Source organism: Eggerthella sinensis, assembly GCF_003339815.1.
GTDB classification, from domain to species: domain Bacteria; phylum Actinomycetota; class Coriobacteriia; order Coriobacteriales; family Eggerthellaceae; genus Eggerthella; species Eggerthella sinensis.
Map to the genome: position 1 here is coordinate 1 of NZ_PPTT01000034.1, position 13,612 is coordinate 13,612.

The following is a 13,612-nucleotide window of genomic DNA, read 5'->3' on the forward strand; positions in this document are numbered from 1 at the left end:
AGGTCATGGACCATCCCGAGCGGAGCCTCTGCTGGGTGGAGGCCGAGAACCGCAAGCACTCCATCCGCGCGATCCTGGCCTACCTCTGCCCCAAGACGAAGGAGGACGCCGCCGTGGCCGACGAGGCTGAGGCCCGCATGAACGCGGTGCTCGCCAAGATCGGCTAGTGATCTGCGTTCCTTCGCACTGATCGAATGCTCTACCGGGTCGGGCCCGCGCGCAAGCTGACGCGGCCCGGTGGGGCTGAACCCCTGGAAGGGGAAACCAATGGGCAAAGTCAAAAAGTTCTCATTTATCAGCGTCATTCTTTCCGTTATCTGCGTTGTGTTCGTGGCCGAGGCCGCGGCCCCTGCCGCCGCCATCGGCAACCAGCAGTTCTTCTGGTGGATCTTCCTCATTCTTACGTTCCTGCTGCCGTACGGCATGGTCGTAGCCGAGCTGGGTACCACCTACGACTCCGACGGCGGTCTGTACGACTGGATTCGCGAGGCGCTCGGCGACCGCTGGGGCAGCCGCGTGGCCTGGTACTACTGGATCAACTTCCCGCTGTGGATCGCCTCGCTCGCCACGCTGTTCCCCGATATCCTGGGCATGGTGTTCGGCGTCGAGTTCGAGTTGGCTCCGGTGCTGCTCATCGAGCTGGCCTTCGTGTGGATCGTCGTGTTCATGAGCTTCTCGAAGGTGTCGGACTCCGCATGGATCCTCAACGGCGGCGCGGTGCTCAAGGTGATCATCGCCGTGGCCGTGGGCGGTTTGGGCATCTGGTACGCCATGGGCAACGGCTTCGCCAGCGACATGTCGCCGGCCACGTTCCTGCCCGACCTCACCAACACGAACGCGCTCACCTACCTGTCCATCATCTTGTTCAACTTCATGGGCTTCGAGGTTATCTGCACGTTCGCCGGCGCGATGAAGAACCCCGAGCGCGACATCCCGAAGGCTATCATCCTCGGTGGTCTGGCTATCGGCGCCATCTACCTGTTCTGCTCGTTCGGCATCGGCGCTGCCATCCCGGCCGATCAGATCGACCCCGACTTCGGCATGATCTACGCGGTCATGACCATGGTGGGCGAGGCTTCTCCGATCTTCGTCATCATCTGCCTCATCTTCCTGGTCACCCTGTTCGCGAACATGGCTTCCTGGTCCTTCGGCGTGAACTTCGTGGCCGACTACGCGGCGAAGCACGGCAACATGCCCAAGGTGTTCTCGCATGAGAACAAGAAGACCGAGATGCCCACCGGCGCGGCTATCGTCAACGGCGTGGTTGCCTCCTTGGCCCTCATGCTGCAGCTCATCCCGATTCCGGCCATCTCCGACGGTATCTTCTGGATGCTGTTCTCCATGAACGTCGTGTTCCTGCTCATCAGCTACATCCCGATGTTCCCGGCGTTCCTCAAGCTGCGCAAGGTGGACCCGAACCGCAAGCGCATCTTCACCTTCCCGTTCAAGGGCAAGCTCATGTACGTGATGCTGGCTATCCCCGCGATCGAGTTGGTGCTGGCCATCATCGCCACCATCGTGCCCCTTAACGGCACGGAGGAAGAGCTGTCGAAGATTCCCATGCTCATCGGCGTCGTGGTGTTCGTTATCCTGGGCGAGGTCGTGCGCGTCTGGTCGAAGCGCGGCCGCACCGAAGAGTACAAGGGCCTGACGCCTGCCCTGGCCGCCGAGCGTTTGGCCGAAGAGGCTGCGGAAGCGGAAGCCGAGCCCGAGGGCGAAGCGGCTGCGAACGACGAGGAGCCCGCGCCCGTACCGGTGGCGTAACGCTCCAAACCCCCCGGTCGCCCGCTTGAGGGTGGGCGACCGATCCCCTTAGAAGCAGTAGTGCAACCAAACGAAAGGACCTGTGCTATGAAGACGATTCACGAGAGCGTGTCCACCCCGAAGGCCGACGGCTACCGTATGCCCGGCGAGTTCGAGCCGCAGACCCGCATCTGGATGGCGTGGCCGCACCGCACCGACACGTGGGCGTGGGGCGCGAAGCCGGCCCAGAAGCAGTACGCCGCGGTCGCCCGTGCCATCGCCGAGTTCGAGCCCGTCACGATGTGCGTGAACCAGGTCGACTACGCCAACGCCAAAGCGGTGTTCGAGGACGACGAGAACGTCACCGTCATCGAGATGACCACCGACGACGCATGGGTGCGCGACACCGGCGCCACCTGGGTGGTCAACGACGAGGGCGACAAGCGCGCGGTGCATTGGCACTTCAACGCCTACGGCGGTTTCGAGAACGGCCTGTACTTCCCGTGGGACAAGGACGAGCAGATCGCCCTCAAGATGGCCGAGATGAGCGGCTGCCGCCGCTATCGCCCCGAGAGCCTCATCCTCGAGGGCGGCTCCATCCACGTCGACGGCGAGGGCACGGTCGTCACCACCGACATGTGCCTGCTCGATCCCGGCCGCAACGCGTCCGCGACCGACTACGAGGCATGGTCCGAGGAGCTGCGCGCGTACATGGACGAGAAGCTCAAGGACTACCTGGGCGTCGAGAAGGTCATCTGGGTCAAGGACGGCATCGACCCCGAGGAGACGAACGGCCACATCGACGACGTCGCCTGCTTCGTGGCTCCCGGCAAGATGCTGTGCATCTGGTCCGACGATCCGGACTACCCGTTCTACAACGAGTGCCATGCCGCCTACGAGACGCTGTCCAACGCCGTCGACGCGAAGGGCCGCAAGCTCGAGGTCACCAAGCTCGTCATGCCGGTGAAGCCGCTGTACATGGACCAGGCGTCCTGCGACTCCATCGACACCGAGGAGTACGCCGAGCCGCGCGTGGCCGACGAGCCGCTGATCGCGTCCTACATGAACTTCCTCATCGTCAACGGCGGCGTCATCGTGCCGCAGTACGGCGACGAGAACGACGCGCTGGCCGTCGAGCAGATCCAGGCCGCGTTCGACGAGGCGTGGGGCGAAGGCGTGTACAAGGCCGTGGGCGTGAAGACCGACCAGGTGGTCTTCGGCGGCGGCAACATCCACTGCATCACTCAGCAGGAGCCGGCTGGTAAGTAGCGGCAACCGCTCGCATCAGTTCCTGGCATTTTCCAGAAGGCCGAGGCGCCCTTCCCGCACGTCCGCTGCGCAGCGGAGGGAGGGCGCCCCGGCCCGGGGGCGGCCCCTTCGCCAGGGTCGCCCTCTTCGTTTCCCCTGGCGCGCTTCGCGGCGCGCCGAAGCAAACCAGAAAGGAACCTTCCTATGCCTTACGAAAAGGGAACCGGCAAGTCCGTGGTCATCGCGCTGGGCGGCAACGCCCTGGGCAACACGCCGCAGGAGCAGCTCGCGCTCGTGAAGAACACGGCCAAGCACATCGTCGACATGGTGGGGGAGGGCACGAACGTCGTCGTGTCCCACGGCAACGGCCCGCAGGTCGGCATGATCAACAACGCGTTCGCCTACGCGAGCGCCCATGACGGCAAGACGCCCGAGATGCCGTTCCCCGAGGCCGGCGCCATGAGCCAGGGCTACATCGGCTACCAGCTGTCGCAGGCCATCCTCAACGACATGAAGGCGCGCGGCATCATGCGCTCCACGGCCAACATCATCACCCAGACGGTGGTCGACCCGGCCGACCCCGCGTTCCAGAACCCCACGAAGCCCGTCGGCGCCTTCCTCACCGAGGAGGAGGCGAAGGCCAAGGCCGAGGAAACCGGTTGGACGTTCAAGGAGGACGCCGGCCGCGGCTGGCGCCAGGTGGTGGCCTCGCCGAAGCCCGTGCGCATCGTCGAGTTCGACGCGGTGAAGGACCTCATGGACGACGGTTACATCGTGGTGTCCACGGGCGGCGGCGGAGTGCCGGTGTTCGAGGAGGACGGCCAGTACGCGGGCGTGCCCGCGGTCATCGACAAGGACCGCTCGTCCGCGAAGCTCGCGGCCGACTTCCAGGCCGACATGCTGGTCATCCTCACGGCCGTCGAGAGGGTGTGCGTGAACTTCGGCAAGCCCGACCAGGCCGAGATCTCCGCCATGACCGTGGCCGAGGCCCGCGAGTACATCGCCCAGGGCCAGTTCGCTCCCGGCTCCATGCTGCCGAAGGTGGAGGCCTGCATCGAGTACGTCGAGGCGTATCCCCAGGGCAAGGCGCTCATCACGTCGCTCGAGTGCGCCGCCGCCGGCCTCGAAGGCAAAACCGGCACCGTGATCACGGCGTAAAGCCGCGCGACAATCCGCAGAACCGATGACGCCCCTGCTCGCTGCGCGAGCGGGGGCGCCTTGTTTTCTGGTTGAGTGTTGCAGGGGCGGGGGTGTTCGGATAATATTATCTTTAGATAATATTATCCGAACGACGGAGGACGTATGGGCGAATACGCGGTGGGCGTCGCGACGCGTACGAGAATATACCGGGTGTGCAAAGAGCTGTTCTACCGCAAGGGCATCAAGGCCACCTCGTACAACGACATCTGCGAGGCGGCCGAGGTGAATCGCGGCCTCATCCCGTACTACTTCAAGTCGAAGAACAACATTGCCATCGAGGTGCTCGGCGATTTCGTCGACAGCATGGAGGCAGCCGTCAACGCCTGGTGGAGCCCGGACGACATGGTGCAGCCGGAGCGGAACATCATGATCGAGCTGCTGATGTTCCGGTTGCTCTCCGAGGACGAATGCGCCTGCCGCTTCTATAGCGAAATCCGCGCAGACGGCGCGTTCCACGAGAGCTCGCTCAAGATTCAGGACGACGTCATGCGCACGCTTGCGAAGGGCAGCGGCGTGCAGGTGAGCGACGCGGCGCTGCGCACCATCACGTCGATGGTGGAGGGCACCGAGACCGAGCTGGTGCAGGCGGTGTACCACGGTTATTTGGAAGAGAGCATCGAGGACATGGTCAGGCGCGACATCTCGTGCTGCTTCTTCCTGCTGGGGGCCGACGCGAAGACGGTCGAAGGCTGGTGCGACCACGTGTTCGCCCTGGCCGAAGGCTTCACCATGGAGTGCGACGAGCGCTTCGCGTGCCAGGTGGTGAAGCGGGGGAGGTAGCCCGCCCCGCTGCGAAACCGACGCGCCACCGCAAGCCGAGCCCCGAGGGGCTCGGCTTTTTTGCGTCCGCGCTCCTTCCCTAAAAGCCCGTGCCCCCCCCTAAAATTATCTAAAGATAAAATTAACCTTGACAAGTATTCGGCACGCGCGTATGCTCCTCTCAAATATTATCTGTAGATAATATTATGCAAAGATAAAATCAGAGGAAGGGGTACCGCATGAGAGTGATGCCGACGTTGGCGAGAAACAACCACCTGCTCTCGACGGCCGATTTGAGCGCCGACGAGCTCAAGAACATCCTGCAGCTCATGAAGCTGCTCAAGGATGCGCACAAACAGGGCGTTCAGCTGCCGCTGCTCAAAGACAAGGTGCTGGGCATGATCTTCGAGATCAGCTCGACGCGCACGCGCATCTCGTTCGAGACGGCCATGACCGAGCTGGGGGGCCATGCGGAGTTCCTTGCCATGGGCAACCTGCAAATCGGCGACGGGCACGAGACCATGCGCGACACCGCCGAGGTCATCTCGCGCATGACCGACGGGGTCATCATGCGCTGCAACGACCACGCCTACCTGGAGGAGTTCGCCCGCTTCTCCTATGTGCCCGTGTTCAACGGCATGACCATGGACGGCCATCCCACGCAGGCGCTCGCCGACGTGTTCACCATGATGGAGCACCTTCCCGGCACGTCGCTGAACGAGATGACGATGCTGTACCTGGGCGACAACAACGACAACGCCGACAAGCTCGTGCCCATTCAGCGCGAGCTCATGTGGATGGCCGCGAAGCTGGGCATGACCTACATCGCCTGCGGGCCGCGCGACATGTGGCCGAGCGCGGCGGACACGGCGCAGTTCGAGCGCTTTGCCGCCGAGAACGCGTCGGGCGCCCGCCTCATCTGTTCGGACGACCCCTACGAGCACATCGCCGACGTGGATTTCACCGTGTCCGATTCCTTCGTGTTCGGTATGCCCGAGGACGATCCGCAAACCATCGCGCGCCACACCAAGCTGTTCCCGGCCTACCAGGTGAACCAGGCGCTCGTGGACGCGGGCAAGCCTGAACTGGGCGTGCTGCACTGCCTGCCGTGCCAACGCGACGAGGAAATCACCTCCGACGTGCTGGACGGCCCCAACTCCCTTGCGTTCGAGGAGGCCGAGAACCGCTTGCACGCGCAGAAGGCCATCCTCGTGTGGTTCATGCGCACCGACCCCAAGGAAGAGGCGCTTAAAGCCTATCACCTGGGGAAAGTCGAGGCGCTCTTGCATTCGGTGGAACGCGACGTGCCGTCTGCGATCTACCACGAAGATCATTCCGAGCGGTAAAAGAGAGGGGTAGCAATGCAAGGAAAACTGGGGAAGTTCGACGCGTTCATGATCTTGATTTGCGGGCTCATGTTCGCCGACGCCATCGCTTCGAACTCGTCGGCCGGCGTGCCGTCCATCACGTGGTGGCTCATCCTGGGGCTGCTGTACATGATTCCGTCGGGCTTCATCATCGGCGAGCTGTCGGGCGCATTTCCGGGCGAGGGCGGCATTTTCGTTTGGATTTCAGAGGGGCTTGGGCCGAAATGGGCGGCCCGCACGTCGTGGCTGTTCTTCTGCTGCGGCCTGTTCATCCCGGTGTCGTCGTTCGTCATGTGCAGCGACATCCTGTTCACGCTGTTCTATCCCGCGGCCCCCTTCGTGGCGCGCGTTGCGGTGGCGCTCGTGTTCGTGTGGCTGATGGCGCTCGTGTGCATGCGTCCCATGTCCGAGAGCAAGTGGGTGGTGAACATCGCAGGCCTCGTCAAAATCGCCATCTTCGCGTTGGCGCTCGTGGCCGGCATCGCGTATCTGGCCAAGGGCAACGCCATCGCCAACGACATCTCGCTGGCCACGCTCACGCCGACGCTCGATCAGAGCCTCATGTTCCTGCCCATCATCGTGTACTGCTGCACGGGTATGGAGCTGGCCTCCGCGTCGGCCGAGCAGCTTGACAACCCGTCGAAGATGCTGCCGAAGGTGATCATCGGCGTGGCGGTGACCGCGGTGGTGCTCAACGTCCTGGCCAACCTGGGCATGCTCATGGTGCTGCCCGTCGACGGCATCGATCTCGACCTGGGCATCCTCGATTTGTTCCTCGTGGGCTTCGGATCGTCCACCTTCTACTACATCGCGGGCATCGCGTTTCTGTTCGCCGTGTTCGCGCAGTGCGTCACGTGGCTCGTGGGCGGCAACCGCGGCACGGCCGAGAGCGCGAAGGAGGGCGAGCTGCCCGCGTTCCTCGGCAAGGAGACGAAGGGGCATCAGCCCATCGGCGCCATCCTCACCACATGCGCGGCCAGCACGATCATGCTCATCCTGTACGCCTTCATGGCCGACACGGCGGCCGACCTGTTCTTCAGCCTGCTGAGCTGCGGCGTCATCGGCAGCCTCATCCCGTACGTGTTCATGCTCATCGCCTATCAGCGCCTCAAGCGCCGCGGCGCGATGGACGGATACGTTGGCTTCAAGGCGCCGGCGGGGTTCGCCCTGTCGTGGGTGTGCCAGATCGTCCAGGTGGTAACGCTGCTGCTCATGATCTACATCCCGGGTCACGGTTGGAACCCCGACGTGATCACGAACGTGGGCGGCGCGGCGTTCATGCTGATCACAGGCGAGCTGGCCATTCGCTATGCGAACGCGAAGGCGAAGTTGCAGGACGCGGCCGCGCCGAGCCCTCAGTTGGATGAAGAAGCCGTCGAAGGCTAACGGGAAACACGAAAGGAACGATACCGATGAAGAAGAGAATTGCCGCAGAGTGGGAGCCCGCCATCGGCGTGATGGTGGCGTGGCCGGCCTCGCTGCCGCGTGCGCTCGTGCGCGAACTGGCGAGCGACACGCAGCTCTACCTGCTGTGCGCCGACGACGATGCCGTGGTGGCCGAGGCGCGCGAGACGCTTGAACGATGGGGGATCGATGCCGAAGGCGTGCGCTACCTGCGCGTTCCGAAGGGCGAGGATTCCACCTGGCCGCGCGACTGGGGCCCGCAGCCGCTGTTCGACGCGGACGGCACGTTCAAGCTGCTCGGCCCGCGCTACGTGTACAGCACGCCGTTCTGCGGCCCCGAGCACGATGCGCCCCTGACGTGCGCTCCCTGGCTCGACGAGCCGCTGTCGCTCGATCAGTACGAGTGCGACGGCTGCGAGGACGCCGCCGCGGGCGAAATCGCCCGTCAGCTGGGGGTCGAGTTCGTGAAGCTGCCGTTCGCCTTCACGGGCGGCAACGTGCTGACCGACGGCATCGACAGCATCCTGAGCACCGAGGTGCTGCTGCTGGAGAACAAGTTCGACGGCCTGTCCGTCGAGGAGTATTTCGACGCCGTGGCCGAGGTCACGGGCATGGCGAACTATTCGGTGTTCTCCGATTACGAGGACTACAGCCTGCAGCACGTGGACTGCTTCCTCAAGGTGCTCGACGACCATCGCCTGCTCGTGCAGCGTCCGCCGGCGGACCATCCGCTCTTCGAGCGCTACGAGCGCATCGTGCAGGAGGAAATCGCCTGCGCGGTGAATTCGTACGGCAAGCCGTGGGAGATCCTGCGCGTGGACACCGGCGTGCTGGCCGACGGCGAGAGCATGGCCGCGTACGTGAACAGCCTCATCCTCAACACGTGCGTGTACGTGCCTCAGTACGGCATCCCGGAGGACGAGCGGGCGCTCGAGCAGTGGCGCGCGGCCATGCCCGGCTACGACGTGAAGGGCTTCACGTTCGTGCTCGACGACGAGCCCGAGGCCTACAACCCCGACGGGCTGTACGAGGGCATCGGCTGGGACCCGGGCGACGTGCTGCACTGCCGCACGCGCGCCGTGTGGGACCCGGGCATGCTGCACATCCACGTGGACACGCTCGACAAGGAGGTGCCCGCGGCTGACGCGCATGTGCTGCATGCAACCATCAAGGCGTACAGCGGCGAAGCGCTGCTTCCCGAGAGCCTGCAGGCGTTCTACCGCGTGCGCGGCGAAGAGGCATGGCAAAGCGTGCCGCTTGCGGCCACGTCGACGCGGGAAGTGTACCGCGCCGAGCTGCCCGGCGGCCCGTCCGGCACCGCCTACGAGTACTACGTGGCGGCGGCCGACGCGTCGGGACGCAGCGAGACGATGCCCCGCACCGCCCCCGTCGGCTTCTACACGTTCGCCGTCCAGTAACCCTGCCGCACAACCATCATACGAACCGATCGAAAGGAACCTACCATGCGCACTCAACCTCATCTCAAGCGCAACGACCACATGCTCGACGACGCCGACTTCACCCGCGAGGAGTACCTGGCCATGATCGAGCTGTGCCAGATGCTCAAGCGCGCCCACTACCAGGGAGTGCAGGTGCCCCTGCTCAAGGACAAGGTGCTGGGCATGATGTTCGACCAGCCCTCCACCCGCACCCGCGTCTCGTTCGAGACGGCCATGACGAAGCTCGGCGGCCACGCGGAGTTCCTCGAGTTCAAAACGCTCCACGTGGGCGAGGACCACGAGACCATGCGCGACACCGCCGAGGTCATCTCGCGCATGGTGGACGCCATCATGATCCGCACGGCCGAACAGCAGGTCATCGAGGATTTCGCGAAGTACTCGTACGTGCCCGTCATCAACGGCTGCAGCCTCGACATGCACCCCTCGCAGGTGCTGTGCGACGTGCTCACCATGCGCGAGCACCTGCCCGAGACGCCGTTCGAGGACATGGTGTTCATGAACATGGGCGACTGCAACCGCGCCTACGACCGTTTCTGCCCGACGCAGGGCTCCATGTGGCGCGTGGCCGCGCTGCTGGGCATGACGTACATCTGCTGCGGCCCGAAGGAGATGTGGATCTGCGAGGAGGATCAGCAGGTGTTCTGGGAGGTTGCCGAGCGCAGCGGCAGGGGCGCGAAGCTGCTGTTCACCGAGGACCCCTACGAGTACATCGACCAGGTTGACTTCACGTTCTCCGACGCCTGGTGGTACCACGGCGCCGAAAGCGACGACTTCAAGGGCCGCCGCCTCGGGCTCTTGCTGCCGAAGTACCAGGTGAACCAGGCGCTCGTGGATGCCGGCAAGCCCACGCTGGGCGTCATGCACTGCCTGCCCGGCTTCCGCGACTTCGAGATCACGTCGGAGGTGTGGGACGGCCCGAACTCGCTGCTGTTCGAGGAGGCTGAGAATCGCCTGCACGCCGAGAAGGCCATCTGCACCTGGTTCATGTACGGCCAGCAAAAGAGCGCGGCCCTGCAGGCCTACCACCAGGGCGCCATCGAGGATTTCGTCAACGAAAGCTTCGCCAAGCTAGGGAAGTAGGCGGCCTCGCACCTACCTGCGCCAAGCGCCCCGTCCAGGGTTCCGGACGGGGCGCTTGCGTGTCTAGTGCTGTGCGGCCTCACGAAATACGGCGTTGAGGGCTTTGCTCCAGGTGTCGTTGACGTCGGGGTTCTCGTGACGCGAGATCACTTGGCTGATGCCGCTCAGCACGACGTACAGGAACTTCGCATTTCCATGCACGTCGAAATCGTTCTCGAACACGCCGATGTCAACTCCGTGTTGCAGCATGGCGGTGAGCGCGTCGACCATAGACGTACCCAAGCGTTTTTGCTGTGAGCCGATACCGGGGATGCGCGTGGCTTGCAGGTCGATTTCGGCAAGCACGTTTCGCCGCTCTTCGTCATCGTGATAGTTCGCGATGATGGAACGCCCCGTCTCGTCGAGATAGGCGCGATACGCTTCGGCGTCGTGGGTGGCGAGGAAGCTCTCGTCGAACGAATCCAACGTCGGCCACATGCTTTCGGATACGGCGAGAAACAACTCCTCCTTGGAGGGGAAGTAATAGTACAGGGAGGGCTTCGTGATGCCAACGAGCGAGCAGACTTGGCTGATGGACGCCTTGTCGTAGCCTTTCTCGGCGATGAGCTGGTACATCGCTTTCAGAATCTTGTCTCGCGTGCTCGGTTCTTCCATGGTGCGCCCTTCCTCTTCACAACCCTGTGCAATAGGGTCGACGATTGTCATTCTACTTGAGAAGCGTCTTCGGCGGTTGCGACCGTGTGGGATTCGATGCAGATTTTCCTTGAATCCACGGTTGACGAACCTCTCCGCACTCACTATTATAGAGTATACCGACCGGTAGGTAAACAAAAACCATGAATCGGGAGTTGCGGGATGGGGACGCACGTCTGGCGGTATCGACGGATGTCGCGCCGTATTCCGTTGAGCTCTCGACGTACACGGAGGAGGAAGCCCGTGTTAGAGAACTATCGGCATCCAGGGGAATTCGAACCGCAATCTGACGTGTTCATGACGTGGCTCCCCGACGACATCCAAATGCAAGGCTACGACAATCGCGCTACCTGTGTGGAGATTGTCAAGGCGCTTCAGACGTACGGCGATGCAAAGTTGCACATCAACGGCGGGGCGGAAGGGGTGGTGGAGAAAGCGCGCCGCATCCTTGAGCAGGAAGGCGTCGACGTCGAGCGTATCGAGTTCACGCAGTTCGCCGACACCAACTGGTACGTTCGCGACAACGGGCCCACTATCATGGTGGACGATGAGGGCGGCATGCTCATGATCAACCCGGGATGGTCGTACTACGGCGTATGGAACCAGGATGCGTTCGAGGCGGTGTGCGCACGCAGGGCGGGCGTGCATATGGCCGTATCGTTGGGGTGCTTCGACATCCTGAGCTCGGATATGGTATCCGAAGGAGGAGACCGCGAGTTCAACGGCGACGGCGTCATGATGTGCATCGAGGATACCGAGGTGCGCAAGCGCAATCCCGGTTTCACGAAAGCGCAGGTGGAAGAAGAGTACAAGCGCCTCTATAACGTGCAGAAGATCATCTGGATTCCCCAGCCCACCATCGAGGACGACGATTACCGTTTGGGTCCGCTCGAGTACCGCGATGGCGTGCCGTACTTCGGTACGAGTTTCGCCGCCCATATCGATGAGATGTGCCGCTTCATCGACCGCACCACCGTGCTGTTGGCGGAGGTGTCCGACGAGGAGGCCGCGTCGAGCGCGGCCGCTGCGGAGAGCAAGCGTCGGCTCGATGCCGCGTACGAGATCCTCCGCAGCGAAACAGACGTGCATGGCGAGCCGTTCGCCATCGTGCGCATGCCCGTATCGGTGCCTATCGACTACCTGTTGACTCCGCAAGACGACGATTACGACCTGTACAAAGGCTTCATCGACGAGATGGACGGCCGCTTCGCCGACGGTACTCCGTGGCCCGAGGGCGACCTTCACTTCATCGCATCTACCGGGTACTGCAACTTTCTCGTATGCAATGGCGTGGTGGTGGGGCAGCGCTACTGGAACGAGGGCATGGACCCGGCCATCAAGGCGAAGGACGAGCAGGCGGAAGCGGTGCTGCAGGCGTGCTTCCCAGATCGTCGCGTGGTGATGGTGGACAGCCTGGCGCTCAACATGTCGGGCGGAGGCGTGCACTGCTGGACGAAAAACGTGCCCGTCGCAACGATGAACGCGTAGGGCCCCAGACAGCAAGCGACCGTACCGATTGTCGGGCGGATAACCGGTACGGCCAGGAAAATCATAGCAACAATCATATCAGAAAGGCATACTGCCATGAACCATAACCTGCTCGGTCGCGACATCTTGAACCTGCGCGACCTCACCAAAGAAGAGTTTCGTTATCTGATCGATCTTTCCGCAACCCTCAAAGCGCAAAAACAGGCTGGCGTCGATCAGCATTACTTCCCAGGCAAGAACGTTGTCGCCAACTTCGAATGGGGCTCCACGCGCACACGCTGCGCGTTCGAAACCTCGTGCAACGATTTGGGTATGGGATTCACCTACCTCACCAACTCCCACATGGGCGATTGCGAGACCATTCGGGACACCATGCGCGTATTCTCCGAGATGTATGACCTCATCGTCATCCGCGCGCAGCGCGACGAGGAATACCTCTACAAGATGGCCGAATGGGCGGAAGTTCCGCTGATCAACGCCTTGTCGTTGGGGGATCACCCCACGCAGATGCTGGCTGACGCACTCACCATGGAAGAGCAGTGGGGCGGTCGCGGATCGAGCCGTCACAAGAAGCTTGCTTTCGTTGGCAACTGCGCCGGGGCACCGCTGTTCTACGGACGACTGGCCGCCATGCTCGACATGGACTTCTACGCGATCGGTCCCGATCAGGATCGCCATCAGATGTGCAAGCGCATGGTGGACGACGTGCAGGAAACGTTCGATCGTCTCTCTCCGCACTCGTCGTTCGTGGTCACGTCCGATCTCGATGCGCTTGAGGGCGTTGACGTGCTGGTCACTGAGGAATGGCGCTACCTCAATCCCGAATGCGGCGACGAGGTATGCGATCCGAACCTGTACGAAAGCTGGATGGGCGATTTCGAGCAGTTGCGTCCGTATCGTGTGAGCAGCGAAATCATGGAGCGCACGAAGAACCCCGACATCTTCTGCATGCACGAGCTGCCCTCCACCCATAACGCCGACCATGCGACGGGGCGTCGTCTCCTGAGTCAGGCGCCGAACGAGGAAGAGCGCCGGTTTATCGCCGAGGGGCTCGAGATCACCGACGAGTGCTTCGAGAAGAACGCTTCGGTGATCTTCCGCGAATCCGGCAATCGTCAGCACACCATCAAAGCCATCATGGCCGCAGTGTTGGGTTTGTAGGCCGGCCCC

The 13,612-nt window shown here is 62.9% G+C and carries 11 protein-coding genes and 1 pseudogene; 11 read left to right on the forward strand and 1 reads right to left on the reverse strand.

Features of this window, described 5'->3' with window-relative positions; all coding sequences use genetic code 11:
* From C1876_RS18035 to C1876_RS15030, 9 genes and pseudogenes are all read left to right on the forward strand, one after another.
* Positions 1-167, forward strand: a pseudogene (locus C1876_RS18035) (putrescine carbamoyltransferase); the annotation flags it as partial.
* A gap of 100 nt (positions 168-267) precedes the next feature.
* A complete protein-coding gene (locus tag C1876_RS14995) occupies positions 268-1,764 on the forward strand; it encodes an APC family permease (RefSeq protein ID WP_114547533.1) in 1,497 nt (498 codons plus the stop codon).
* 87 nt (positions 1,765-1,851) lie between these two features.
* Positions 1,852-3,012 (forward strand): agmatine deiminase, encoded by a 1,161-nt coding sequence (gene aguA / locus C1876_RS15000; RefSeq protein ID WP_114547534.1) that lies wholly within the window; start codon positions 1,852-1,854, stop codon positions 3,010-3,012.
* Positions 3,013-3,195: 183 nt separating this feature from the next.
* The gene (arcC, locus tag C1876_RS15005; protein WP_114547535.1) at positions 3,196-4,149 is read left to right on the forward strand and encodes a carbamate kinase; all 954 of its coding nucleotides are present in this window, start codon (positions 3,196-3,198) and stop codon (positions 4,147-4,149) included.
* A 144-nt stretch (positions 4,150-4,293) separates the two neighbouring features.
* Complete coding sequence (locus C1876_RS15010; RefSeq protein WP_114547536.1) at positions 4,294-4,971, forward strand: TetR/AcrR family transcriptional regulator; 678 nt, start codon at positions 4,294-4,296, stop codon at positions 4,969-4,971.
* A gap of 218 nt (positions 4,972-5,189) precedes the next feature.
* Positions 5,190-6,296 carry an ornithine carbamoyltransferase gene (argF, locus tag C1876_RS15015; protein WP_114547537.1) on the forward strand — a complete coding sequence of 369 codons (1,107 nt, stop codon included), beginning with the start codon at positions 5,190-5,192 and terminating at the stop codon, positions 6,294-6,296.
* Positions 6,297-6,311: 15 nt separating this feature from the next.
* Positions 6,312-7,703, forward strand: a complete 1,392-nt coding sequence (locus C1876_RS15020) for an APC family permease (protein ID WP_114547538.1) — start codon at positions 6,312-6,314, stop codon at positions 7,701-7,703.
* 26 nt (positions 7,704-7,729) lie between these two features.
* The gene (locus C1876_RS15025) at positions 7,730-9,139 is read left to right on the forward strand and encodes an agmatine deiminase family protein (protein WP_114547539.1); all 1,410 of its coding nucleotides are present in this window, start codon (positions 7,730-7,732) and stop codon (positions 9,137-9,139) included.
* Between the two features lie 45 nt (positions 9,140-9,184).
* Positions 9,185-10,261: an ornithine carbamoyltransferase gene (locus tag C1876_RS15030; RefSeq protein WP_114547540.1), complete on the forward strand. Its 1,077-nt coding sequence runs from the start codon at positions 9,185-9,187 to the stop codon at positions 10,259-10,261.
* Positions 10,262-10,324: 63 nt separating this feature from the next.
* Here the strand turns inward: C1876_RS15030 and C1876_RS15035 are convergent, their stop codons facing one another.
* The gene (locus tag C1876_RS15035) at positions 10,325-10,915 is read right to left on the reverse strand and encodes a TetR/AcrR family transcriptional regulator (protein WP_114547541.1); all 591 of its coding nucleotides are present in this window, start codon (positions 10,913-10,915) and stop codon (positions 10,325-10,327) included.
* Positions 10,916-11,197: 282 nt separating this feature from the next.
* Between C1876_RS15035 and C1876_RS15040 the strand changes: the two genes are divergently transcribed.
* Positions 11,198-12,442 carry an agmatine deiminase family protein gene (locus C1876_RS15040; RefSeq protein WP_114547542.1) on the forward strand — a complete coding sequence of 415 codons (1,245 nt, stop codon included), beginning with the start codon at positions 11,198-11,200 and terminating at the stop codon, positions 12,440-12,442.
* Between the two features lie 96 nt (positions 12,443-12,538).
* Positions 12,539-13,603 carry an ornithine carbamoyltransferase gene (locus C1876_RS15045; RefSeq protein ID WP_114547543.1) on the forward strand — a complete coding sequence of 355 codons (1,065 nt, stop codon included), beginning with the start codon at positions 12,539-12,541 and terminating at the stop codon, positions 13,601-13,603.
* Positions 13,604-13,612 lie beyond the last annotated feature (9 nt).

What these genes read in the sequence shown, in the direction of transcription:
- C1876_RS14995 (WP_114547533.1), top strand. Translation starts at nt 268, where the DNA reads ATGGGCAAAGTCAAAAAGTTCTCATTTATCAGCGTCATTCTTTCCGTT.
- aguA (WP_114547534.1), top strand. Translation starts at nt 1,852, where the DNA reads ATGAAGACGATTCACGAGAGCGTGTCCACCCCGAAGGCCGACGGCTAC.
- arcC (WP_114547535.1), top strand. Translation starts at nt 3,196, where the DNA reads ATGCCTTACGAAAAGGGAACCGGCAAGTCCGTGGTCATCGCGCTGGGC.
- C1876_RS15010 (WP_114547536.1), top strand. Translation starts at nt 4,294, where the DNA reads ATGGGCGAATACGCGGTGGGCGTCGCGACGCGTACGAGAATATACCGG.
- argF (WP_114547537.1), top strand. Translation starts at nt 5,190, where the DNA reads ATGAGAGTGATGCCGACGTTGGCGAGAAACAACCACCTGCTCTCGACG.
- C1876_RS15020 (WP_114547538.1), top strand. Translation starts at nt 6,312, where the DNA reads ATGCAAGGAAAACTGGGGAAGTTCGACGCGTTCATGATCTTGATTTGC.
- C1876_RS15025 (WP_114547539.1), top strand. Translation starts at nt 7,730, where the DNA reads ATGAAGAAGAGAATTGCCGCAGAGTGGGAGCCCGCCATCGGCGTGATG.
- C1876_RS15030 (WP_114547540.1), top strand. Translation starts at nt 9,185, where the DNA reads ATGCGCACTCAACCTCATCTCAAGCGCAACGACCACATGCTCGACGAC.
- C1876_RS15035 (WP_114547541.1), bottom strand. Translation starts at nt 10,915, where the DNA reads ATGGAAGAACCGAGCACGCGAGACAAGATTCTGAAAGCGATGTACCAG.
- C1876_RS15045 (WP_114547543.1), top strand. Translation starts at nt 12,539, where the DNA reads ATGAACCATAACCTGCTCGGTCGCGACATCTTGAACCTGCGCGACCTC.